This window comes from Sphingobium cupriresistens, assembly GCF_004152865.1.
Taxonomy (GTDB): Bacteria; Pseudomonadota; Alphaproteobacteria; order Sphingomonadales; family Sphingomonadaceae; genus Sphingobium; species Sphingobium cupriresistens.
The window spans coordinates 54,585-75,206 of sequence record NZ_SEOO01000013.1 but is presented as its reverse complement, the minus strand read 5'-3'; the positions used below and the strand labels follow the sequence as shown (position 1 = coordinate 75,206).

General features: G+C 65.3%; 19 protein-coding genes and 2 tRNA genes. 8 read left to right on the top strand and 13 right to left on the bottom strand.

Features of this window, described 5'->3' with window-relative positions; translation table 11 throughout:
- Positions 1-102 precede the first annotated feature (102 nt).
- A complete protein-coding gene (gene ppdK / locus EWH12_RS09720; protein ID WP_066601472.1) occupies positions 103-2,802 on the top strand; it encodes a pyruvate, phosphate dikinase in 2,700 nt (899 codons plus the stop codon).
- 39 nt (positions 2,803-2,841) lie between these two features.
- Here the strand turns inward: ppdK and EWH12_RS09715 are convergent, their stop codons facing one another.
- A complete protein-coding gene (locus tag EWH12_RS09715) occupies positions 2,842-3,342 on the bottom strand; it encodes a hypothetical protein (RefSeq protein WP_129926435.1) in 501 nt (166 codons plus the stop codon).
- 113 nt (positions 3,343-3,455) lie between these two features.
- Between EWH12_RS09715 and EWH12_RS09710 the strand changes: the two genes are divergently transcribed.
- Together EWH12_RS09710 and EWH12_RS09705 are read left to right on the top strand one after the other, a co-directional pair.
- Positions 3,456-3,532, top strand: a tRNA-Arg gene (locus tag EWH12_RS09710).
- 58 nt (positions 3,533-3,590) lie between these two features.
- Positions 3,591-3,667 (top strand) — tRNA-Arg (locus EWH12_RS09705).
- A gap of 51 nt (positions 3,668-3,718) precedes the next feature.
- On the opposite strand, the gene EWH12_RS09700 is transcribed toward EWH12_RS09705, so the two are convergent.
- From EWH12_RS09700 to EWH12_RS09655, 10 genes are all read right to left on the bottom strand, one after another.
- A complete protein-coding gene (locus EWH12_RS09700) occupies positions 3,719-5,170 on the bottom strand; it encodes a cobyric acid synthase (protein WP_129926434.1) in 1,452 nt (483 codons plus the stop codon).
- Positions 5,171-5,224: 54 nt separating this feature from the next.
- Entirely contained in the window at positions 5,225-6,850 is a 1,626-nt protein-coding gene (locus tag EWH12_RS09695; protein ID WP_129926433.1) for a pilus assembly protein TadG-related protein, read from the bottom strand.
- On the bottom strand, positions 6,847-7,311 hold the full coding sequence (locus tag EWH12_RS09690) for a TadE/TadG family type IV pilus assembly protein (RefSeq protein ID WP_129926432.1): 465 nt from the start codon (positions 7,309-7,311) through the stop codon (positions 6,847-6,849). The genes EWH12_RS09695 and EWH12_RS09690 overlap by 4 nt, the downstream gene beginning before the upstream one ends.
- A gap of 170 nt (positions 7,312-7,481) precedes the next feature.
- Positions 7,482-8,366, bottom strand: a complete 885-nt coding sequence (locus EWH12_RS09685; RefSeq protein WP_129926431.1) for a PAS domain-containing protein — start codon at positions 8,364-8,366, stop codon at positions 7,482-7,484.
- Positions 8,367-8,562: 196 nt separating this feature from the next.
- Positions 8,563-8,778, bottom strand: a complete 216-nt coding sequence (locus EWH12_RS09680; RefSeq protein WP_066605181.1) for a hypothetical protein — start codon at positions 8,776-8,778, stop codon at positions 8,563-8,565.
- Positions 8,779-8,807: 29 nt separating this feature from the next.
- Positions 8,808-10,067, bottom strand: coding sequence for an N-succinylarginine dihydrolase (locus EWH12_RS09675; protein WP_066601480.1), 1,260 nt, complete (start codon positions 10,065-10,067; stop codon positions 8,808-8,810).
- Positions 10,064-11,083 (bottom strand): arginine N-succinyltransferase, encoded by a 1,020-nt coding sequence (locus tag EWH12_RS09670; protein ID WP_165363593.1) that lies wholly within the window; start codon positions 11,081-11,083, stop codon positions 10,064-10,066. The genes EWH12_RS09675 and EWH12_RS09670 overlap by 4 nt, the downstream gene beginning before the upstream one ends.
- Positions 11,080-12,324 (bottom strand): hydrolase, encoded by a 1,245-nt coding sequence (locus EWH12_RS09665; RefSeq protein ID WP_066601488.1) that lies wholly within the window; start codon positions 12,322-12,324, stop codon positions 11,080-11,082. The genes EWH12_RS09670 and EWH12_RS09665 overlap by 4 nt, the downstream gene beginning before the upstream one ends.
- Before the next feature lie 59 nt (positions 12,325-12,383).
- Positions 12,384-13,292, bottom strand: coding sequence for a DUF481 domain-containing protein (locus tag EWH12_RS09660; protein ID WP_066601489.1), 909 nt, complete (start codon positions 13,290-13,292; stop codon positions 12,384-12,386).
- 55 nt (positions 13,293-13,347) lie between these two features.
- Positions 13,348-13,833 (bottom strand): RNA pyrophosphohydrolase, encoded by a 486-nt coding sequence (locus EWH12_RS09655; RefSeq protein WP_129926430.1) that lies wholly within the window; start codon positions 13,831-13,833, stop codon positions 13,348-13,350.
- Between the two features lie 232 nt (positions 13,834-14,065).
- Here EWH12_RS09655 and EWH12_RS09650 point away from each other — a divergent pair, with 232 nt between their 5' ends.
- Positions 14,066-15,442: a cryptochrome/photolyase family protein gene (locus tag EWH12_RS09650; protein WP_129926429.1), complete on the top strand. Its 1,377-nt coding sequence runs from the start codon at positions 14,066-14,068 to the stop codon at positions 15,440-15,442.
- A 49-nt stretch (positions 15,443-15,491) separates the two neighbouring features.
- Positions 15,492-16,757 (top strand): SAM-dependent methyltransferase, encoded by a 1,266-nt coding sequence (locus EWH12_RS09645; protein WP_129926428.1) that lies wholly within the window; start codon positions 15,492-15,494, stop codon positions 16,755-16,757.
- Positions 16,758-16,759: 2 nt separating this feature from the next.
- Here EWH12_RS09645 and EWH12_RS09640 read toward each other — a convergent pair whose 3' ends face one another.
- Entirely contained in the window at positions 16,760-17,488 is a 729-nt protein-coding gene (locus EWH12_RS09640; protein ID WP_129926427.1) for an SDR family NAD(P)-dependent oxidoreductase, read from the bottom strand.
- Positions 17,489-17,609: 121 nt separating this feature from the next.
- Positions 17,610-19,070, bottom strand: a complete 1,461-nt coding sequence (gene purF / locus EWH12_RS09635) for an amidophosphoribosyltransferase (RefSeq protein WP_242496001.1) — start codon at positions 19,068-19,070, stop codon at positions 17,610-17,612.
- A gap of 202 nt (positions 19,071-19,272) precedes the next feature.
- On the opposite strand from purF, the gene ccmC reads away from it, so the two are divergent.
- From ccmC to ccmE, 3 genes are read left to right on the top strand one after another with little or no spacing between them, the layout of a single operon-like run.
- Positions 19,273-19,998 (top strand): heme ABC transporter permease CcmC, encoded by a 726-nt coding sequence (gene ccmC, locus EWH12_RS09630; RefSeq protein ID WP_066601507.1) that lies wholly within the window; start codon positions 19,273-19,275, stop codon positions 19,996-19,998.
- A 17-nt stretch (positions 19,999-20,015) separates the two neighbouring features.
- Positions 20,016-20,147, top strand: a complete 132-nt coding sequence (locus EWH12_RS22895; RefSeq protein WP_269076428.1) for a hypothetical protein — start codon at positions 20,016-20,018, stop codon at positions 20,145-20,147.
- Positions 20,148-20,157: 10 nt separating this feature from the next.
- Positions 20,158-20,604 (top strand): cytochrome c maturation protein CcmE, encoded by a 447-nt coding sequence (gene ccmE, locus EWH12_RS09625; protein WP_129926425.1) that lies wholly within the window; start codon positions 20,158-20,160, stop codon positions 20,602-20,604.
- Positions 20,605-20,622 lie beyond the last annotated feature (18 nt).

The window sequence follows — 20,622 nt, the reverse complement described above, 5'->3', positions numbered from 1 at the left end:
GACAAAGTCCAATAAAGGCGGGTGCAATTCCCGCACGTCTTTTGTAAAGGCTGTTGCAGCGCACAATATTCACGGCAATCAGTGCAGGGAGAGCCGGATCACATGGTTACGACGGAAGAGGCCATCATGAACAGCACCGCGACGCGCTATGTCTATCGTTTCGGCGGCGGCGTGGATGATGGCGGGCAGGGTGACCGCAACCTGCTGGGCGGCAAGGGCGCGAATCTGGACGGCATGGCCGCGATCGGCCTGCCGGTGCCGCCGGGTTTCACCATCACGACGGCCATGTGCACCCGCTATTATGAAGATGGCGGCCAATATCCCGAAAGCCTGAACGCCGAAGTCGCAAACGGCATCGCCCATATCGAGGGGATCACCGGCAAGCGTTTCGGCAATGCCGCCGATCCGCTGCTGGTGTCGGTCCGTTCGGGCGCGCGCGCGTCTATGCCGGGCATGATGGATACGGTGCTGAACCTGGGCCTCAACGACGAGACCGTCATCGGCCTGGCGACGACCAGCGGAGACGAGCGGTTCGCCTGGGACAGCTATCGCCGCTTCATCCAGATGTATTCCGACGTGGTGCTGGAACTGGACCATGGCGCGTTCGAGGAAGCGCTGGAGGTCGCCAAGGAAGACCAGGGTTACAGCCTGGACACCGAAATGACGGCCGCCGACTGGAAGGCGCTGGTCGCCGAATATAAGGCGCTGGTGCAGAAGCTGTGGAACAAGCCCTTCCCGCAGGATGTGCATGACCAGTTGTGGGGCGCGATTTCGGCCGTGTTCGGATCGTGGCAGTCGGAGCGCGCGAAGGTCTATCGCCGCCTGAACAACATCCCCGGCGAATGGGGCACCGCCGTCAACGTGCAGGCGATGGTGTTTGGCAATATGGGCGAAACGTCGGCGACCGGCGTCGCGTTCACCCGCGATCCGTCGACCGGCGAGAACGCCTATTATGGCGAATATCTGATCAACGCGCAGGGCGAGGATGTCGTCGCGGGCATCCGCACGCCGCAATATCTGACGCTGGCTGCGCGTGAGCGGGCAGGGGCCAAGCCGCTGTCGATGGAAGAAGCGATGCCGGAAACCTATGCCGAACTGGCAGGCGTTTTCCAGATCCTGGAAACCCATTATCGCGACATGCAGGACATCGAATTCACGGTGCAGCAGGGCAAGCTGTGGATGCTCCAGACCCGGTCGGGCAAGCGCACCGCCAAGGCTGCGCTGAAAATGGCAGTGGACATGGCCCATGAGGGCCTCATCACCGAGGAAGAAGCCGTCGCTCGCGTCGATCCGGCTGCGCTCGACCAGTTGCTGCACCCCACGCTCGATCCCAAGGCGCCGCGCGACGTGCTGACCAAGGGCTTGCCGGCTTCGCCAGGCGCGGCTTCGGGCGCGATCGTGTTCGATGCCGACACCGCCGAACGGCGCGCGGAAATGGGCGACGCGGTCATCCTGGTGCGCGTGGAAACCAGCCCGGAAGATATTCATGGGATGCACGCGGCCAAAGGCATCCTGACCGCGCGCGGCGGCATGACGTCGCACGCGGCCGTGGTGGCGCGCGGCATGGGTCGTCCCTGCGTGTCCGGTGCGGGCGGCATTTCGATCGACGGCAAGGCCAAGATCCTGCGCGTCGGTGGCCGTGAGCTGAAGGAAGGCGACATCCTGACCATCGACGGGTCGACCGGGGAAGTGATGGCGGGCGAAGTGCCGACCGTGCAGCCCGAACTGGCGGGCGATTTCGGCACGCTGATGGTGTGGGCGGACAAGGTCCGTCGCCTGAAGGTGCGCGCCAACGCGGAAACGCCGCAGGACTGCAAGGTTGCGCGCGAATTCGGCGCGGAAGGCGTGGGCCTGTGCCGGACCGAGCATATGTTCTTCGACGCGGCGCGCATCACCGCGGTGCGAGAGATGATCCTGGCGGACAGCGAGAAGGGCCGCCGCGTCGCGCTCGACAAGCTGCTGCCGGAACAGCGCGACGATTTCGCACAGATATTCATGGTGATGGCGGGCCTGCCCGTCACCATCCGCCTGCTCGATCCGCCGCTGCACGAATTCCTGCCGCATGGCGAAGCGGAGTTCGAGGAAGTGGCGAAGGCGGCGGGCGTCAGCGTCGATACGCTCAAGCGCCGCGCGAACGAACTGCATGAGTTCAACCCGATGCTGGGTCATCGCGGTTGCCGCCTGGGCGTGACCTATCCCGAAATCTACGAGATGCAGGCGCGCGCGATCTTCGAAGCGGCGCTGATCGTCAAGGCGCGGGGCGGCGAAGCGCCGATCCCCGAAGTGATGATCCCGCTGGTCGCGACCGCCAAGGAACTGGAACTGATGAAGGCGATCGTCGATCGCGTCGCGGCCGAAGTGTTCGAAGAGCAGGGCGAGCGCGTCGACTATCTGGTTGGCACCATGATCGAACTGCCGCGCGCGGCATTGAAGGCGGGCGAGATTGCCGAGGTGGGCGAATTCTTCTCCTTCGGCACCAATGACCTCACGCAGACGACGATCGGCATCAGCCGCGACGATGCGGGGCGGTTCCTGACGCAATATGTGGACAAGGGCATCTTCGCGCGCGATCCCTTCGTCAGCATCGATGTGGAAGGCGTGGGCGAACTGATCGAGATCGCCGCCGAGCGTGGTCGCAAGACCCGTCCCGACATCAAGCTCGGCATTTGCGGTGAACATGGCGGCGATCCGGCGTCGATCGCCTTCTGCGAGGCGACAGGCCTGGATTATGTGTCGGCATCGCCCTATCGCGTGCCGATCGCTCGACTGGCGGCGGCGCAGGCGGCGCTTGCCCGGAAGTGATGAGGAAAGGGCGGGGCGTCAACCCCGCCTTTTTTCGTTTCAGTGCGATCCGGTCAGGCGGCTGAGCAAGCCGGGCTTGCTGTCGCCCCGTTCCAGCGCCAGAGCCTGACCGCGCCAGTCGTCATGCGCGATGGCGCCGGGTTTCAGGCCCAGCCGCGCCTCCAGCGTCGCTTCCTGCTCGGCATTGAGCGCGGCGATTTGGCCATAGCGGTGATAGCCCGCTTGGTTCAGCGCGCTTTCCTGCGCCTGGCTGACGCCGCTGATCCGGCTCAGATCGTCGCGGCCATGACCAACCCCAGCGGCCGTCGTGGTGGCGCCGACGGCGATCGGGGCGGCCGAGTGGCGCTCCAGTTCGGCGATCCGCTTATGGGACGCTTCGATGCGGGCGTCCCGCTCCTTGATAGCGCTGCGATGCACCGCCTGTTCGTCCTGCCACAGCCGCCGATATTTGCCGCGACCGCTCATCATCAGACCCAGCAGCCAGCCGATGACCAGCACCACCAGCAGTAACGCAACCTCGTTCAGATTGAAGCTCATCATGGCGTCCTCCTGCCCCACTGAACGAGGGACGGGGGATAAAAGTTGCCCGGCCATAAAAGTGCAAAAAAGGGGCTTGCCCAATCGGCCAAGCGCTTCTATCTGCGCGTCTCCACGCACCCATAGCTCAGCTGGATAGAGCATCAGACTACGAATCTGAGGGTCGGGCGTTCGAATCGCTCTGGGTGCACCATTTATTCCGAAGGGCTTTTGGTCCGGGCTTATAGCCGCGGTCCGTTCGTCTTTCCTTCGCACCCATAGCTCAGCTGGATAGAGCATCAGACTACGAATCTGAGGGTCGGGCGTTCGAATCGCTCTGGGTGCACCATATTATGATCGAATAAAAAGGCGGCATCTGGCCGCCTTTTTTACGTGCCGGTCAGGCCATCGCCAGCGCCACCATGGCGTCGATATCGACATGGCTTTCCAATAGCGTAGCGACCTCGTCCAGGGCGTCCTCGACCGACTGGTCATAGTCATGCCCCGCCGACGCGCCGCCCAGCCGCCGCAACAGCGCATCGCGCAGCGCCGTGCTGGCGAGCAGGCCATGGACATAGCTGCCCATCACCCGTCCGTCGCGGCTGATGGCCCCATCCGGGCGCGCGCCATCGATCAGGGCGAAGGGGCGGGCGCAATCCGGGCCGTGGGTTACGCCCATATGCATTGCATAGCCGGTAAAGTCGGCATCGAGCGCGCGGCCGTGGACCTGCTCCAGTGTCTTGACCCCGGACAGGCGCGTTTCGATGTCAAGCAGCCCCAGCCCCGCGACGGACCCAGCCGGTCCCTCCAGCCCGTCGGGATCGGCGATCAGGCGCCCCAGCATCTGATAGCCGCCGCACAGGCCCAGCACCATGCCGCCGCGCCGATGATGGGCGCGAATGTCGATGTCCCACCCCTGCGCGACCATGGCGCGCATGTCGGCGACCGTCGCCTTCGATCCGGGCAGGATCACCAGCGTCGTATCACCTGGGATCGCCTGGCCCGGTCCGATCATGCGTAGATCGATACCCGGTTCCAGCTTGAGCGGGTCGAGATCGTCGAAATTGGAGATGCGCGGCAGCACCGGGCAGGCGACGACCAGCGGCGCGGCGGTCGAGAAGGTCCGACGTTCCAGCACCACCGCATCTTCGCTTGGCAATCGCGCGACGGCGTCGAGCCAGGGCACCACGCCAAATCCGCGCCAGCCCGACAGCGCTTCGATCTGGGCATAGCCATCCTCGAACAGCGCCGGGTCGCCCCTGAATTTGTTGATGAGGAAGCCGCGGATCATCGCCGCATCGTCGGGATCAATGACCGCGCGGGTGCCGACCACAGCCGCGATCACGCCGCCCCGGTCGATGTCGCCGACCAGGATTACCGGCACATCGGCGGCGCGGGCGAAACCCATATTGGCGATATCGCCGGCGCGCAGGTTGATCTCGGCCGGCGATCCCGCGCCTTCGACCACGACGATGTCGCACTGGCCGCGCAGCCGTTCGTAGCTTTCCAGCACAGCGCCCAGCAACGGCCCGCGCGCGCTGCGGAAATTGCCCGACCCCAGCGTCCCGCGCACCTGACCATGGACGATCAGTTGCGACGTCCGGTCGGCCTGGGGCTTGAGCAGCACCGGGTTCATGTCCGTATGCGGCGCGATGCCGCAGGCAATCGCCTGCAACGCCTGCGCCCGGCCGATCTCCCCGCCATCGCTGGTGACGGCGGCGTTGTTCGACATATTCTGCGGCTTGAACGGGCGGACCCGATAGCCCCGGCGCAGCAGCGCGCGGCATAGTCCCGCGACCAGCACCGATTTGCCGACGTCCGATCCGGTTCCCTGCAACATGATAGCGCCCATGGCCTGCTCCTGACGGTGCAGCGCCGCCAGCGCAAGGGGAGATCAAGGCCAGGGTCAGGCGACGATAGCCGCCATGCCGCAGCGCCGCTGATGCACGCGCACCTCCGCCGCCCCGACCCGGACGCCCAGCGTGGCGGTGACGCTGTTGACGATGCCGTCCAGCAGCGGTGCGGTGGTGCCCAGTACGGCGCCGACCAGCGGGCTGAGCGGGCTGTTGCCTATGGTGATGCCCAGCAGCGACACCTGTATCTGGGTCTGGCCCGCCAAGCTGGCGGCGATGCCCTGCGTCAGATCCTGGGTGCTGACGGTCTTGGCCTGCTGCGCGCTGATCTCCGACGGGGAGAAATGGACATTATGGGTTTGCGTGCCGCCCAGGCTGATATTGGCATAGCCGGTGATGCGCGTCCCCAGCGTCTGCGCCAGCACGGCCGCGCGCGGGTTGGCGGAGGCCGAGAAATTGGTCAGCGCAGTCATATCGACATCGCCCAGCGCCGCGGTGCCAACCGATGGCGTGACCGCCAGGGTGACGCCCCCATCGCTGCCGCACTGGATATCCGACAGGCGCGCCTCCGCCGCCGCCAGTTCGACATAAAGCGGCACGCGCACGGAGGCTATGCCGGACAGCGCGGTGGCGACGGAGCTTTCCAGATAGATGCGGGTCTGGGCGGTGCGCAGCACCACGTCGCGCTTGGCGGTGATGCTCATCAGCGGCGATCTGGCCTGTCCCTCGCCCGTCACCAGCATCAGCCGGGTGCTGGTGAGGCCCGGCACGGTGACGCGCAGGTCCATCGGCACGGTCGTTCCCAATGGCGGGCTGAGCACCATGCGCAGCATCGAGAAAGCATCGAGCAGGATATTGGGTTGGCCGGTGGCGCTGACCGCGCCGCGCATCGGGCCAAGATCGACGATGTCGCTCAGGCGGGTGGAGCGGCCGGGAATGCGGCTCGACAGCGCCAGCAGCGTGGCGGCGGCGGGACTGGTCCCGGCGCTGTCCGCCATCGCGGCCAGCAGGTCGGTCAACGGAATGTCCCGGTCGAACAGCGCGCCATAGGCTTCCCCGTCGCGCCCGGTCCGCACTCGCAGCGCATCGGCGACATGCAGCAGGTCGAGATTGGCGCTGGCCAGGCCATTATAGTCCATGACCGACAGGTTGAGTTCGGTCCCGGCGAGGTTGGACAGCAGCATGTTGGGCAATCCGCCGCTGATCGAGGCGAGGCCGGTGCCGAGTGAAAAGGCGGCGGCGTCGGTGCGGGCGGCGGTGGCGCGGGCGCTGAGGTCGATGCCGTCGCGGCCGACCAGCAATCGGCCGAAGAAGAGCGGCGCGCGGCGGCGCACCTCCACCCGCATCGCGCCGCCATTGGCGTCGCCCGCGCGGAAACGCTGGTCCAAGGGCAAGGAAGGATCGGCGACATAGCTGCCGCTGTCGAAGGTCGCGAGCGCTGCGCCGCTGATCCCGCTGCGCCCCACCAGTTGTTCGGCGGCGGTGCGTCCGCCATCGGCGGCGGCCAGCGCGGCGGCGTCCGCCACACCCTGCAACTGGCGACGGGCCAGATAGACCGACCCCAGATCGACCGCGACGGTGGCGGCGCCCGCCAGCATGAACAGCGACCCGGCCAGGATGAACGTCACGCCGCCATGCCGGTCCCGCGCCAGCGCCCGGCCAAGGCGCGCGCCGATCATTGGCTGGCGATCCGCACGACGGCGCTGCGTTCCAGCACATTGCCGGGCATGGGCAAGGGCATGGCCGCGAATAGCGGCGCGCTCGCGAGGGTGTAGCGCAGCGTGACGGTGTAATAGCCGCTGCTTTCGCCAGTGCTGACGGCGATCGTCTGGGCGCCGGCGACCGGAAAGGCGGCGCGGGCGGCGACGACGCTCTGATCGACCAGGGTGCGGCGTTCGGTCGCGTTCAGCCCGGCCACCGATGCGCGAGCAGCGTCATTCGCCGCTTGCTGGAGGCTGTGGGCGGTCATGAACCAGTTGCCATAGGCCAATATGCCCATCAGCAGCAGGATGAGCAGCGGCAGGGCGAAGGCCGCCTCGATCAGGCTGCTGCCGGCCTGATGGCGCCGCAGGGCGGCCAGCGGTCGACGCGATCGGGTGACAGGATGGCGGGTGACAGGGCGGGCGCTATCGTAGGGCATGAGGGGGATGCTAGAGCGCGCGGTTCAATATCGGGTTTGCTTCGCCAACCGCGCGATTGACGGATTTTACATAGTCGGCAGGCGCGTCCGGCAGGCGAAAAGCGGACTTTGGCGCAAAGCTTGCGCAGGGCCGCCTGGCATCCTCCGATATGGACGTTGTTGTCGCACATTCAGGCGGCGTTCGTGGGGGTCATGACGATCACCGCCCCCTCCGGTCCATAAATGCCGTGCAACCGGGCGATCGCCGCGTCGGTCGGCGCGAGCGAACCATCGTTGGTCAGCAATTGAGTGGGAAAGCGCATGTCGCCTTCGCCGCGCAGCACCCGCTCCATCCGCTCGCGAAAATGGGGCCGGGCGGGCAGCGCGACCAGATCGGCGACTGGGGCGTCCGCCAGCCGATCGGCGGTCAGACCCACCATCGCGCAGAAACTGTCGTTCACGACATCGATGAAACCCCGCATCGATACGCGGACATAGCCCACACCGCCATGCACGCCCATCGCCTTGAGGATGGCCGATTTGACGTCAGCCAGCCGGTGGCGCTGCATGTCGGCGGTGATGTCCCGTAGCAGCAGCGCGACGCCGCTGGCAAAGGGGAAGGTCTGGACATGCAGCCAGACATCGCTGCGAAAGGGGGACGGGATATCGGCCGCGCTCGCTTCGCCAGAGGCCAGACTGTGGCGGATATGCGCCTCCGTCAACGTGCCGGCCAGTTCGGGAAAGGCCTCCCATAGCGACTGTCCCTCCAGATGCCGGTCCCAGCGTTTGGCCATCGCCAGAGCGACGCCATTGACATAGTCGATGGTGAGGTCGCCGCGGCACAGGACCAGGCCCTGATGGATGCGGGCGGCGAGTTCGAAGGTGCGGTCGGGCGCCACCGCGCCATCATCGCCGATCGTCATCGTGCGGAACCGGTCCAGCCCCATGAAGACATGGGTTTCGCGGCCATGATGGGTCACCATCACCGGTTCGTGCGATCCGACCTCGCGCCAATGGGCGAAATTGCGCACCAGTTCGGCGGCGGGCACGCTGCGCCTGCGTCGATCGTCCAGCATCCTGTCGGCACTCCGTTGTCGTGAACGCAGGCAGGATAATGCAGAACGGACTGTGGTTGTGGCGCAGTTCGATCCGTTTCGGAACGAGGGCAGTCGCAAGAGCAGCCGATCCGATTGCATCTGCTCAGTTGCTCTAGTCTTTTGATTTGGCGCGTTTTCCGAGTCAGCAGGTGAATCTGCCTGCTTGAAAAACGCTCTAGATTCCCCGCTGATAATCCAGCGCGTCGAGGATCTTGCCACCCGCCATGAACACGGCGCCGGAACAGGCGAGCGCCAGCAGATGGCCGCCGGCGCCGGGATATTGCTGCATATAGACATGGCCGCGCTCGGCAGCGCCCAGCGCGAGGGCATAGATCACCAGAAACGCCTCGAACTTGGTCTTGATGATGAAGAGGCTCTTGATCCGTTCCATATCGATTCCATCCGGCGTTGCCCCCGCCATCAGGGCGAAAGATCGCCCGACAGCTGCAAATGGTCAACAAGCGTTAACCATGATTGCTCGATCCGGGCAATCAGCCGTGTGTCGCTCAAATCCTGGGGCGCGATCGATTCTGGCCAATATTGGGACACGATCCGCGCAATATTATCCAACTGCGCTTCGTCCACCAGGAAGCGCGGATCGATGTCGACGGGATCGGCGACGACGCGCAGCCGCAGGCAGGCGGGGCCGCCGCCATTGGCCATGGATTGACGCACATCGACCGGCACGACGCGGCGGATCGGGCCGTTGCCCGCGATCATCTGTTCCAGCCAGGTCCAGACTGCGGGGGTGTCCCGCGCCTCTGTCGGCAGGATCAGCGCCATGCCGCCATCAGACAGGGTGACGAGTTGCGCGTTGAACAGATAGGATTTGATCGCATCGGCCAGGCTGACCGCGCTGGCGGGCACCTCCACGATCTCGACGCAGGGCAGGGCGACGCGCAGATCGGCGTAGAAAGCGTCTTTGTCGGCAAAGGCCTGCTCATGGGTGAACAGCACGCGCTCGTTCGCCACGGCGACGACGTCATTATGGAAGGCGCCCGCAGCGATCGCGGCTTCGGACTGTTCGACGAACAGGGTGCGCGCCGGATCGAGGCCATGGATGCGGGCGACCGCCTTGCTGGCCTCCCGATGCTGGCGGGCGGGGAAGGCGCCGCCCGACCGGCCATAGACGAACACCTCCACGCCCGGCTGGTCGTGGCGTTCGGCCAGACGCATATGATTGGCCGCGCCCTCGTCGCCAAAGGGGGCGGGGATGGGATCATGGACGGCAAAGGCGCGGGTGTCGGAAAAGGCGATCCGGAGCTGCGCCAGAGTCTGCGGCCATTCATGGCTGCGATGCGGCATGGTGACGAGATTGGCGACGGTCAGGTGTGTCCGCCCATCCGCCGTGTCGCTGGCGGGCGACACCGTGGCGGCGTTGGCCGCCCACATGGAGGAAGCGGACATGGCGGCCGCTCGAATATGGGGATCGGCGTCGCCGACATCGGTGCCCAGCTTCGTCAGCCAGGCGACGTCGGGCCGCCATTGTGGCAGGAAGATGCCCTGGGCGAGGCCGAGGCGGATATTGCCGCGCATCTTTTCCAGCCCTTGTAGCGCCGCCGCGCGCGGATGCGCCACCGCGCCGGCATTGCGCGCGGACGCGAGATTGCCGAGGCTGAGGCCCGCATAATTGTGGCTGGGACCGACGATCCCGTCGAAATTGATTTCCCGGACGCTCATGCCCGCCCCGCCATGGTGAAGGAGCCGCCGGTTTCGAGGCCGAGCCGCGCCGCGCTGGCCGCGTCGAGCGACACCGCGCCATTCGCGCCTTCCTGCACGAAGCCCCAGGTGCAGCGATAATCGGCCAGTTTGCCGGTCGCGATCAGCATCTTGTCCCCACCCTTTTCATGGGTAGCGGAGAGGATGACGTCGCGGGCCGCTGCGATCGTCTTTAGCTGGTCGATCTGTCCCACCATGGTCGGGCCGCCGTCGAAGATATCGACATAGCCGGCATTGTCGAACCCCTCCGTCTCCAGCATCCGCATCGCCGCGCGGCCATTGGGGTGGGGCAGGCCGATGACGGCGCGGGCGCTGTCGGTCAGCATGGCGGTATAGATGGGCGTCTTGGGCATCAGGTCGGCGATGAACTGATTGCCGTTCACCGCGTTGAACTCGTCCGCTTCCTGAAAATTCATGCCGAAGAAGCGACCGGCCAGGCCGTCCCAGAAGGGCGATCCACCCGCTTCGTCGATGACGCCGCGCAATTCTGCAATCACCCGGTCGCCAAAGCGCGCGCGATGGCTGCGGATATAGAGATAGCGGCTGCGCGCCAGCAACAACCCCAGCCCCTCGGCCCGCTCGCGCGGGTGAAGGAACAGGCCGCCGACCTCGACCGATCCTTCCAGATCGGTGGTGAGCGAAAGCATCTGCGCGCGGAAGGTGCGGCCCAGTTCCCGGCTATGCTGGGTCAGCACGCCCAGACGATAGCTGTAGAAGGGCCAGCTTTGGCCCACGGTCGAGAATATCTGGCAGGTGCCGCGGACCTGGCCCGTCTCGACATTTTCCAGCACCATGACGATCAGTTCGTCTTCGATGCCGTCGCCTTGGCGTGCGAGCGCTTTTTCGGTGCGCTCCAGCTTGGCGGACAGCGCCGTGCGATCGGGCGGCAGGTTGGTGAAGCCGCCGCCGGTCAGCTTCGCCATCTCATAGAGCGTCTGCAAATCGTCGGCGCGCGCGATGCGCATGATGAAGCTCAAGCGGTGATCCCCTCTTTTATAAATTGCGCCGGATCGAACTGGCCCTGCGCGATCCGCCACAGCGCCAGCGCGGATAGTTGCGCCCGTTCGGGCAGGCTGTCGGTCAGCAGAAATTCGGCGTCGCTATGGATGTTACCGCCGCGCACGCCCATCGTGTCGACCACCGGCACGCCGCAGGCCGCGATATTATTGCCGTCGCATACCCCGCCGGTATCGCGCCAGCCGATGGTGAGGCTGAGGTCCGCGCCGCATTGCCGCACCAGCCCGAACAGCGCCTGCGCCTTGGGGTCCATGGGCTTGGGCGGGCGACCAAAGCCACCGTGGAGATGCAGGCTGACGTCATGGTCGCGCGCGACATCGGCCATGGACCGGTCGATCAGGGCGCGGGCGACGACCTCGTCTTCCGGCGTGCGCGGCCGGAAATTGACGCGCAACACGGCATGGTCGGGCACGACATTGTTCGGGCTGCCGCCATCGATCTTCGCAGGGTTGCAGGAAAATCCGGCACCGCTGCCCGCCTTCAGCCGCAGCGCCAGGTCAGCGGCGGCGAGCAGGGCGTTGCGGCCGTCATCGGGGTTGCGCCCGGCATGGGCGCTCAGGCCCGTGACGATGATGGAGAAATTGCCGCTCCCCGCCCGCGCGCCGGCCAGCGTGCCGTCGGGCAATGCGGACGGCTCGTAGGTGAAGGCCGCCAGCTTACCCGCCGCCAGTCCCCGCAACAGCGCCGCGGACGATGCGCTGCCTACTTCCTCGTCGCTGTTGATGACGACATCATAGCCCAGCGTGGCGACAGCGTCCGATCCCTCGATAGCATGGAGCGCTGCGAGCATGACCGCGATCCCGCCCTTCATGTCGGCGACGCCGGGGCCGTTGAGGACGCCCGGCTCCAACCAGCGTTGCTGCTGGAAAGGGTGATCGATGGGGAACACCGTGTCCATATGCCCGGTCAGGAGCAGGCGGATGGGCGCGTCGGGGCGCACGGACAGATGGAGATGGCGACCATGGTCGATCGTCTGGACGCGGCCGTCCGGCGATATGCTTTCGACCGGCGCGGGATCGACCAGTCGGATCGCGCCGGGCAGCGCGGAAAAGGCGTCGGCCAGCACATCCGCCATCCGGGCCAGCCCGCCCAGATTGCGCGATCCGCTGTTGATCGCCGCCCAATCCTGCGTCTGCGCCAGCATCGGCGCGGCGGCAGCGCGGTCGAGCAGCATTCGTTCCTGCGATGAAAAATCCCTCATCCGCTCTGGTCTATCAGAGCGCCGGGCGCGTCTCCACCCCCGCAATAAAATTGCGTGGTTCAGAAATCATAGGTCAGGGTCAGGCGACTGAGGGTGTCCAGGTCGCGGGTGGACAGCAATGTCTCCGATTCATATTGGATGTTATAGGAAAAAGCCGCCGACAGCCGTGTGCTGACCTTGGTTTCGACCGAGGACAGGGCGTTGAGGGTATAGACGTCGCTTTCGGCGTAGCCCGATGCGGTCTGCTTGAACGTCACCGTCGGCGTCGCGCGCCAGGCCAACGCCATCGATCCGCGGACGCCCAATTTGGTTTCCCGTTCGCCGATCATATATTTAACGTGGCGGATGGATGGACCGATATCGGCCGATAGATCAATCGGTTTGCTGACGATCAGCTTATACCCGACGCCGATTGACGAGGTGTATCGCTCGTCATAGCCGATCGACGTGTCACGTTCGAACTGCGCGAGACCGTAGACGAAACCGCGCGGATCGAATTCATATTTGGGTTCGTAACCCGCGAAATAGCGCTCGCGCGAGGTTACGCCATTGGCGCGGCGATAATCGACGGCGGCGGTCAGTTTGTGCGACCATTGCAGCCCGGCGCGAGTCGCGGTCGCCGCCAGGGTAATGCCCAGTTCGCTGGTGGAACCGGTAGAGCGGAAGCCGCCCGCTTCGACCCGGCCGGTCCATAGTTCGTTGAAGCGCGCTTCGCGAATCACAGTGTCGTGGGTCGCCTTGGTCCGCTCCTTCCAGCTATTGACCATGCGCTGGATTTCGTCGGCCGACGCCGGATTGGTCTGCTTGGCGATCTTGGACACGGTGGCGATGTCGGTTTCATTGCCGTTGGCGATCGCCGCCTCCATCATTTCGCGGACGGCGGGGGGCAATAGTGCCGATTCGCCAGCCTGCGCCGCGGCGGGCAGGGCGAAGAGCAGCAACGACAGGGGGATCAGACGGGCATACATGGTCCCGTCATAGCCAAGCGACCGGGGATTTTAAGCCCCCAAAACGCCTGTCGGGTCAGATAAGCGCGCGAAACTCCTGCAATATGTCGCGGTACAGCTTGCGCTTGAACGGCACGATCAGGTCGGGCAGCGTATCGGGGATCGTCCATTTCCATTCCCGGAATTCGGGATGCTTGGTTTGGATATCGATGTCGCCGTCCTGGCCGACGAAGCGGGCGAGATACCAATATTGGCGCTGGCCGCGATATTTGCCGCCCCATAATTTGCCGACCAGTTCAGGCGGCAGATCGTAGAAATGCTCGTCCTTCGCCTTGGCGATAATCTCGACCAGTTCGGGGCGGATGCCGGTTTCTTCCTGCAATTCACGCAGCGCAGCCGCCTTGGCATCCTCGCCTTCGTCGATCCCGCCCTGCGGCATCTGCCACGCCTCGACCAGATTATCGAGCCGCTGGCCGACGAATATCTTGCCGTCCATATTCACCAGCATGATCCCGACGCAGGGGCGGTATGGCAATTCTGTATCGTTCGGCATCGATGCCATATCATCCCCAAAAGAGTTCGGTTTCGGGCGTTGTCCGTCCCAAAGACCGCCATTGGCGCCGCTTCCCGACGCTTGGGTCAGAATAGGCAGCGGAAGGCTCCGCGTCCATCGGTCGAATCGTCCGCCTGCCGATTTGTGGCGATGCGGTGGAAGATGCGACGAGGGATGGGATGACGGCAATATGCCCCAATGGCCGCTTGGAACCGGCGGCGGCGCGGCGCATTGCCCCGGCATGTCCGCTCCCCTTCTCCTCTGGCTCCGCCAGGATCTCCGCCTGTCCGATCAGGCCGCCCTGGCCGCCGCCGTCAGCGAAGGGCCGGTGATCCCGGTCTATATCCTGGATGATGAAAGCCCGCGCAAATGGGCAATGGGCGGCGCGACGCGCTGGTGGCTGCACCATAGCCTTGCGCGGTTGGACGAAAGCCTGCGCACCAAGGGATCGCGCCTGATTCTGCGGCGCGGGCGGTGCTCGGATGTTCTGGCCACGCTGGCGAAGGAGGCCGGCGCGTCGCGGGTCCATGCGCTGCATCATTATGAACCCTGGTGGCGCAACGCGGAAAAGGCGGTGGGCAAGGCGCTGGACCTCTGCCTGCATGACGGAGGCCTGTTGTTGCCGCCCGGCGCGGTGCGGACCGGGGCGGGCGGCATGTATCGCATCTACACGCCCTTTTCCCGCGCGGTGATGGAGCATATGCCGCCCGCCGCGCCGCATCCCGCGCCGCATCGGATCGACGGGCCGGCGCACTGGCCGGCGAGCGATTCGCTGGACGACTGGGGCTTATTGCCGACGAAGCCGGACTGGGCCCAGGGTTTCGCGGCGGACTGGACGCCGGGCGAGCAGGGCGCGCGCGCCAATGTCGCGAATTTTCTGGACGAGGCGGGCGATTATGCGACGGCCCGCAATCTGCCCTCGATCGAGGGGACGTCGCGCTTGTCGCCGCATCTGCACTTTGGCGAAGTGTCGCCCGCCTATGTGTGGCGCCGGATAGAAACGTCAGGCCATGATGCAACGATCTTCCTTAAGGAATTGATCTGGCGCGATTATGCGCATGTCCAGATTTGCGAGTTGCCGACCTATGGCTCCGAAAATGCGCGATCGAATTTCGATGCGCTGCCTTGGCGCGACCTGCGGGAGGCGAGGGCCGATTTCACCGCGTGGAAGGCGGGCAGGACAGGCTATCCGATCGTGGACGCGGGTATGCGGCAGCTTTGGACGACGGGCTGGATGCATAACCGGGTGCGCATGATCGCCGCCAGCTTCCTCATCAAACATCTGCTGATCGACTGGCGGCATGGCGCGCGCTGGTTCTGGGACACGCTGGTCGATGCGGATTACGCCAATAACAGCGTCAATTGGCAATGGGTCGCGGGCAGCGGCGTGGACGCCAATCTGTTCACGCGAATTATGGCGCCATTGACCCAGTCGGACAAGTTCGACGCGGCCGACTATATTCGGTCATGGGTGCCCGAACTGGCGGAGCTGTCGGACGCGGCGATCCACGACCCCGACGCCCATGACGCGCGCCCTACGGACTATCCGGCGAAGATCATCGGCCATCGCGAGGGGCGTGAACGGGCATTGGCCGCCTATCGTCATAGCAAGGGGTGATTGCAGCGGGTGATTGCAGCGGCGGGCGGCTTGCGGCAGGATTGGCGTCATGAACGCCATCACTCCCCGGCGCGGTCGGCGCGCGCTATCGATCAAACGTCCACCACGATCCGGCGCACCCGGCCTGGCGTCGCGCGCGCTGGCGCCGTCTTTCCATCGCCTGCTCGACCGGATCGACCAAGGGCTGGAGGCGGGCGAATTGCACGCCTCGCTGCCGGACGGCACAAATCGCCTGCTGGGCGGTCGGGCGCCGGGGCCGCGTTGCGAAGTGGACCTGCGCTCCTGGCGCGCGCTGGTGCGACTGGCGGTGGGAGGATCGGCGGGCTGGTATCGCGCCTGGGCGGCGGGCGAGTGGGCCAGTCCCGATCCGGTGCCGCTCTTCGCCCTGTTCATGCGCAATGCGGCGGCGCTGGGGCAAGCGGCGCGGCCCCGCGGGCCGGGGCGGTGGATAGGCCGCGCGATGCACGGGTTGCGGCGCAACAGCCGCACGGGATCGCGGCACAACATCGCCTATCATTATGATCTGGGGAATGATTTCTACCGGCTCTGGCTCGATGAAAATATGCATTATTCCAGTGCCTTGTTTATCGATTCTGCGAATCAGGACGAGGATTTCGAGCAGGCGCAGCGGCGCAAGGTCGATGCGGTCCTCGACCGGCTGGACCTCACCGATGGCGCGTCGCTGCTGGAGATCGGCTGCGGTTGGGGCGGTCTGGCCGAACAGGCGATGGAGCGGTGCGCGATCGCCTATAGCGGACTGACCCTGTCGACCGAACAGGCCGGCTATGCCCGCGATCGGCTGGGGTCGGGCGCGCAGATTTTGCTGACCGACTATCGCGATGCCCAGGGCCAATATGACGCCATCGCCAGCGTCGAGATGGTGGAGGCGGTGGGGCAAGCCTATTGGCCTGCCTATCTGGCCGCCATCCATCGCTTGCTGAAGCCCGGCGGCAAGGCGGCGATCCAGTATATATTGATCGATGACGCGATCTTCGAACGCTATGCCCGCGGCGCCGACTTCATCCAGGCCTATATCTTTCCCGGCGGGATGCTGGTGTCGGAAAGCCGGTTCCGTGCGCTGGCGGAGGCGCAGGGGCTGGAATGGCGCGACGTCCACCGCTTCGGCCTGGACTATGCCGAAACGCTGCGCCGCTGGCGCGAGCGGTTCGACCGTGCGATCGAGGAAGGCCAGCTGCCCGCCAGTTTCGACCAGCATTTCGTGGCCTTGTGGCGCTATTATCTGATGTATTGCGAAGGCGGCTTTCGCGGCGGTGGCATCGATGTGGCGCAAGTGACTTTGGTCAAGCCGGCGTAAGCTTAGCCTTCGACGCGCAGTCGATGGCCGGTCGGCGCGTCGGACGTCACCAGATTAACGATCGCCTCGGCCACCGCGTCCGGCCCCTTGAGGCTCGCCGGGTCTTCGCCGGGGAAGGCGCGGGCGCGCATCGCCGTGCGGGTCGCGCCGGGATCGACGATATGGGTGCGGATGGCGGAGATATTCTTCATCTCCTCGCCATAGGCGCCGACCAGCGTTTCCAGCGCCGCCTTCGACGCGCCATAGGCGCCCCAATAGGCGCGCGGCGCCACGACCGAGGAGGTCAGCGCCACGACCCGCGCATCGCCGCTGGCGCGCAACATGGTGTCGAAGGCGGCGATCAGCGCCTGCGGCGCGGCGATGTTGAGCGTCAGCAGCCGGGCGAATTCCTTGGCGTCGATCGCCGGGACCGCCGCCAGCGCGCCCAGCGTCGCGGCGTTGAGCAGGAGAATGTCGAGCGCCTGCCAGCGACCGCCGACAGCCTGCGCCAGCCGGCCGATGCTCTCGCCATCGGTCAGGTCGAGCGGCGCGATGGTCGCATGGCCGCCAGCCTTGTGGATGCGATCCTCCACCTCTTCCAGCCCGCCCGTAGTCCGAGCGGTCAGCACCACATGCGCGCCCGCGGCGGCGAGCGCTTCGGCCGTGGCGGCGCCGATGCCGCGGCTCGCCCCGGTGACGAGCGCCAATTTGCCGGAGAGGGGGCCAGAAAGGGGAAGGTCGGAAGAAGACATATAAATCCGTTCGTGCTGAGTAGGGGCTGAGCGTGTCGAAGACCCGTATCGAAGCATCCTTCGATACGCCACTTCGACTTCGCTCAGTGGCTACTCAGGACGAACGGGTCGATGTAAAGGGTCAGACCACGCGCTCGGCGAGCAGTTCCAGCTGGTTGGTCACCACCACGTCATCCTGATCGGTGAGCGTCGTGGGATAATCGCCGGTGAAGCAGGCATCGCAATATTGCGGGCGGATGTCGGCGCGCTTGGCTTCGCCCAGCGCCTTGTACAGGCCGTCGATCGAGATGAAGGACAGGCTGTCGGCATGGATGAAGTCCTGCATCCCGCCCACGTCCAGCTTGTGCGCCAGCAGCTTGGTGCGTTCGGGCGTGTCGACGCCATAGAAGCAGCTATGCTTGGTCGGCGGGCTGGCGATCCGCATATGAACCTCCGCCGCGCCGGCCTCGCGCATCATCTGCACGATCTTCAAGGAGGTGGTGCCGCGCACGATCGAATCGTCGATCAGCACGATCCGCTTGCCCTTTATCAGCGCGCGGTTGGCGTTGTGCTTCAGCTTCACGCCCAGATGGCGGACCTTGTCCCCCGGCTGGATGAAGGTGCGGCCGATATAGTGCGACCGGATAATGCCCAGTTCGAACGGGATGCTCGATTGCTGGGCATAGCCGATCGCCGCGGGCACGCCGCTGTCGGGCACGGGAATGACATAGTCCGCCTCGACCGGATTCTCGATCGCCAGTTGCGCGCCGATCGCCTTGCGCACCGAATAGACGCTGGAATTGTCGATGATCGAATCGGGACGGCTGAAATAGACATGTTCGAAAATGCAGGGACGCGGATGCGTGTCGCCGAAGGGGCGGTGCGACCGGATCTGCCCGTCATTGGTGACGATGACCAGCTCGCCCGGATCGATGGTGCGCACATAGTCGGCGCCGACCACGTCGAGCGCGACGGTTTCCGACGCGAAGATGGTCGTTTCGCCGAGCGTGCCCATCACCAGCGGGCGGATGCCCAGCGGATCGCGGCAGGCGATCATGCCTTCGGGCGTCATGACGATCAGCGAATAGGCGCCCTCGACCTGTTTCAACGCATCGATGAACTTGTCGAGCAGCGTGCGATAGCTGGACGTCGCCACGAGATGGATGATGACTTCGGTGTCGGAGGTCGACTGGAAGATGGAGCCGCGGCGAATCAGTTCGCGGCGCAGCTTCATCGCGTTGGAGATATTGCCATTATGGGCAATGGCGAAGCCGCCAGAGTTCAGTTCCGCATAGAGCGGCTGCACGTTGCGGAGCGACGTTTCGCCGGTGGTGGAATAGCGCACATGACCACAGGCGGTATCGCCGGGCAGGCCGCGAATCACCTCGTCCCGGTCGAAATTGCCGGCCACATGGCCCATCGCCCGGTGGGTATGGAAATCATGCCCGTCCCAGCTGGTGATGCCGGCGGCTTCCTGCCCGCGATGTTGCAGGGCGTGAAGGCCAAGCGCGACGATGGCGGACGCTGTTTCCGCGCGGGAAACACCGAAAATGCCACATTCCTCGCGCAACTTGTCGTCGTCGAAGGGGTTTGTCGTAATCATGGGTGCGAGCGGTTCCATAGCCGTTCCTGACAGGCCCACAGGGCCGTCTTTGGGCGCGCATATAGGGACTTCCGACCGCTTTGTCGCCCTCCTGTCACAAAAAACGTGACGGGATGTGGCAACGCAGCGTTTCGTGGGCTTTTCCATCGGCAAAATGCCCTACTGGCGTTGCCTTGCGCGCCCGGCTAAAGACGCAGCCCTGATGCATCGTTTCGCCAATCCCGCTCGCTTCCTGAAGATCGCGCGTCCGCTGACGGGCTGGCTGTTCTGGCCCGGCCTGCTGCTGTTGCTCGCCGGTTGCGCCTGCGGGCTTTTCCTGACCCCGGCAGATTATCTTCAGGGGCAGACGGTGCGGATTCTCTATATCCATGTGCCGGCGGCCTGGCTCGGCATGGGCGGCTGGAGCGGGATCGCCATCGCCGCGCTGATGCAGCTTGTCTGGAAGCATCCGCTCGCCGCCGTCGCCGGGCGCGCCATCGCCGCGCCGGGCGCGCTGTTCACCGCCATCTGCCTGATGACCGGCTCCATCTGGGGCCGTCCGACCTGGGGGACATGGTGGGAATGGGACGGGCGGATGACGTCGATGCTGGTCCTTTTCTTCCTCTATCTGGGCTATATCGCGCTGGGCAATGCCAGCGCCCGGCAGGCGCAGCAGGGCGGCGTCAGCAATGTGACCGCCATTTTCGGGCTGGTCGGCGCGATCAACATCCCGATCATCAACCGGTCGGTGGTGTGGTGGAACAGCCTGCACCAGGGGCCGTCCATCACGCTGCGCGGGTCGAGCATCGACGGATCGCTGCTGTGGCCGCTGGGCCTGACATTGCTGGGCTTCACCCTGCTGTTCGGCGGACTTGTGCTGATGCGGATGCGCGCGATCCTGGCGCAGAACAAGGTCGAGGCGCGGATGCAGCGGCTTGCTCGTGGATAGGGCCAGGGGGTAGTGCGATGAACCAATGGGCTTTCGTGATCGCCGCCTATACGGTGACGCTGGCGGGCACGGCGATCGTCAGTGTCGTCAGTTGGCGGGCGATGCGCAGCGCGGAAACGCGCGCCGATCACCTGTCGGACCGGACATGAAGGTCGGGGCATGAAGGCGAAACATCAACGATTGATACTGGCGCTTGCGGCGCTGGTGGCGCTGGTGGGGGCAGGGCTGCTCGCGGCGTCGGCGCTCAAGGACGAGGCGGCCTATTTCTACGCACCGCATGACGTCAAGACGAAGGGTGTCGAGCCGGGCAAGGCGATCCGGCTGGGCGGCATGGTGGTCAAGAACAGCCTGAAGCGCGCGGCCGACGGCGTTACCATCCGGTTCGACGTGACCGACGGCAAGGCGACCGTCCCGGCGACCTTCAGCGGCATTGCGCCAGACCTGTTCAAGGAAGGCAGCGGCGTCGTGGCGGAAGGATCGTTCGATGCGAAGGGCAGCTTCGTCGCCACCAACCTGCTCGCCAAGCATGACGAACGCTACATGCCCCGCGAACTGGAAGGCATGAGCTATAATGAGAGCACGCATGAGATGAAGGCGGAACGGTGAGGCAGTTCCACGCAGCCC

Coding starts and splice junctions, on each gene's coding strand:
- ppdK (WP_066601472.1), top strand. CDS start 103: ATGGTTACGACGGAAGAGGCCATCATGAACAGCACCGCGACGCGCTAT.
- EWH12_RS09715 (WP_129926435.1), bottom strand. CDS start 3,342: ATGATGAGCTTCAATCTGAACGAGGTTGCGTTACTGCTGGTGGTGCTG.
- EWH12_RS09700 (WP_129926434.1), bottom strand. CDS start 5,170: ATGGGCGCTATCATGTTGCAGGGAACCGGATCGGACGTCGGCAAATCG.
- EWH12_RS09695 (WP_129926433.1), bottom strand. CDS start 6,850: ATGATCGGCGCGCGCCTTGGCCGGGCGCTGGCGCGGGACCGGCATGGC.
- EWH12_RS09690 (WP_129926432.1), bottom strand. CDS start 7,311: ATGCCCTACGATAGCGCCCGCCCTGTCACCCGCCATCCTGTCACCCGA.
- EWH12_RS09685 (WP_129926431.1), bottom strand. CDS start 8,366: ATGCTGGACGATCGACGCAGGCGCAGCGTGCCCGCCGCCGAACTGGTG.
- EWH12_RS09680 (WP_066605181.1), bottom strand. CDS start 8,778: ATGGAACGGATCAAGAGCCTCTTCATCATCAAGACCAAGTTCGAGGCG.
- EWH12_RS09675 (WP_066601480.1), bottom strand. CDS start 10,067: ATGAGCGTCCGGGAAATCAATTTCGACGGGATCGTCGGTCCCAGCCAC.
- EWH12_RS09665 (WP_066601488.1), bottom strand. CDS start 12,324: ATGAGGGATTTTTCATCGCAGGAACGAATGCTGCTCGACCGCGCTGCC.
- EWH12_RS09660 (WP_066601489.1), bottom strand. CDS start 13,292: ATGTATGCCCGTCTGATCCCCCTGTCGTTGCTGCTCTTCGCCCTGCCC.
- EWH12_RS09655 (WP_129926430.1), bottom strand. CDS start 13,833: ATGGCATCGATGCCGAACGATACAGAATTGCCATACCGCCCCTGCGTC.
- EWH12_RS09650 (WP_129926429.1), top strand. CDS start 14,066: ATGTCCGCTCCCCTTCTCCTCTGGCTCCGCCAGGATCTCCGCCTGTCC.
- EWH12_RS09645 (WP_129926428.1), top strand. CDS start 15,492: ATGAACGCCATCACTCCCCGGCGCGGTCGGCGCGCGCTATCGATCAAA.
- EWH12_RS09640 (WP_129926427.1), bottom strand. CDS start 17,488: ATGTCTTCTTCCGACCTTCCCCTTTCTGGCCCCCTCTCCGGCAAATTG.
- purF (WP_242496001.1), bottom strand. CDS start 19,070: ATGATTACGACAAACCCCTTCGACGACGACAAGTTGCGCGAGGAATGT.
- ccmC (WP_066601507.1), top strand. CDS start 19,273: ATGCATCGTTTCGCCAATCCCGCTCGCTTCCTGAAGATCGCGCGTCCG.
- EWH12_RS22895 (WP_269076428.1), top strand. CDS start 20,016: ATGAACCAATGGGCTTTCGTGATCGCCGCCTATACGGTGACGCTGGCG.
- ccmE (WP_129926425.1), top strand. CDS start 20,158: ATGAAGGCGAAACATCAACGATTGATACTGGCGCTTGCGGCGCTGGTG.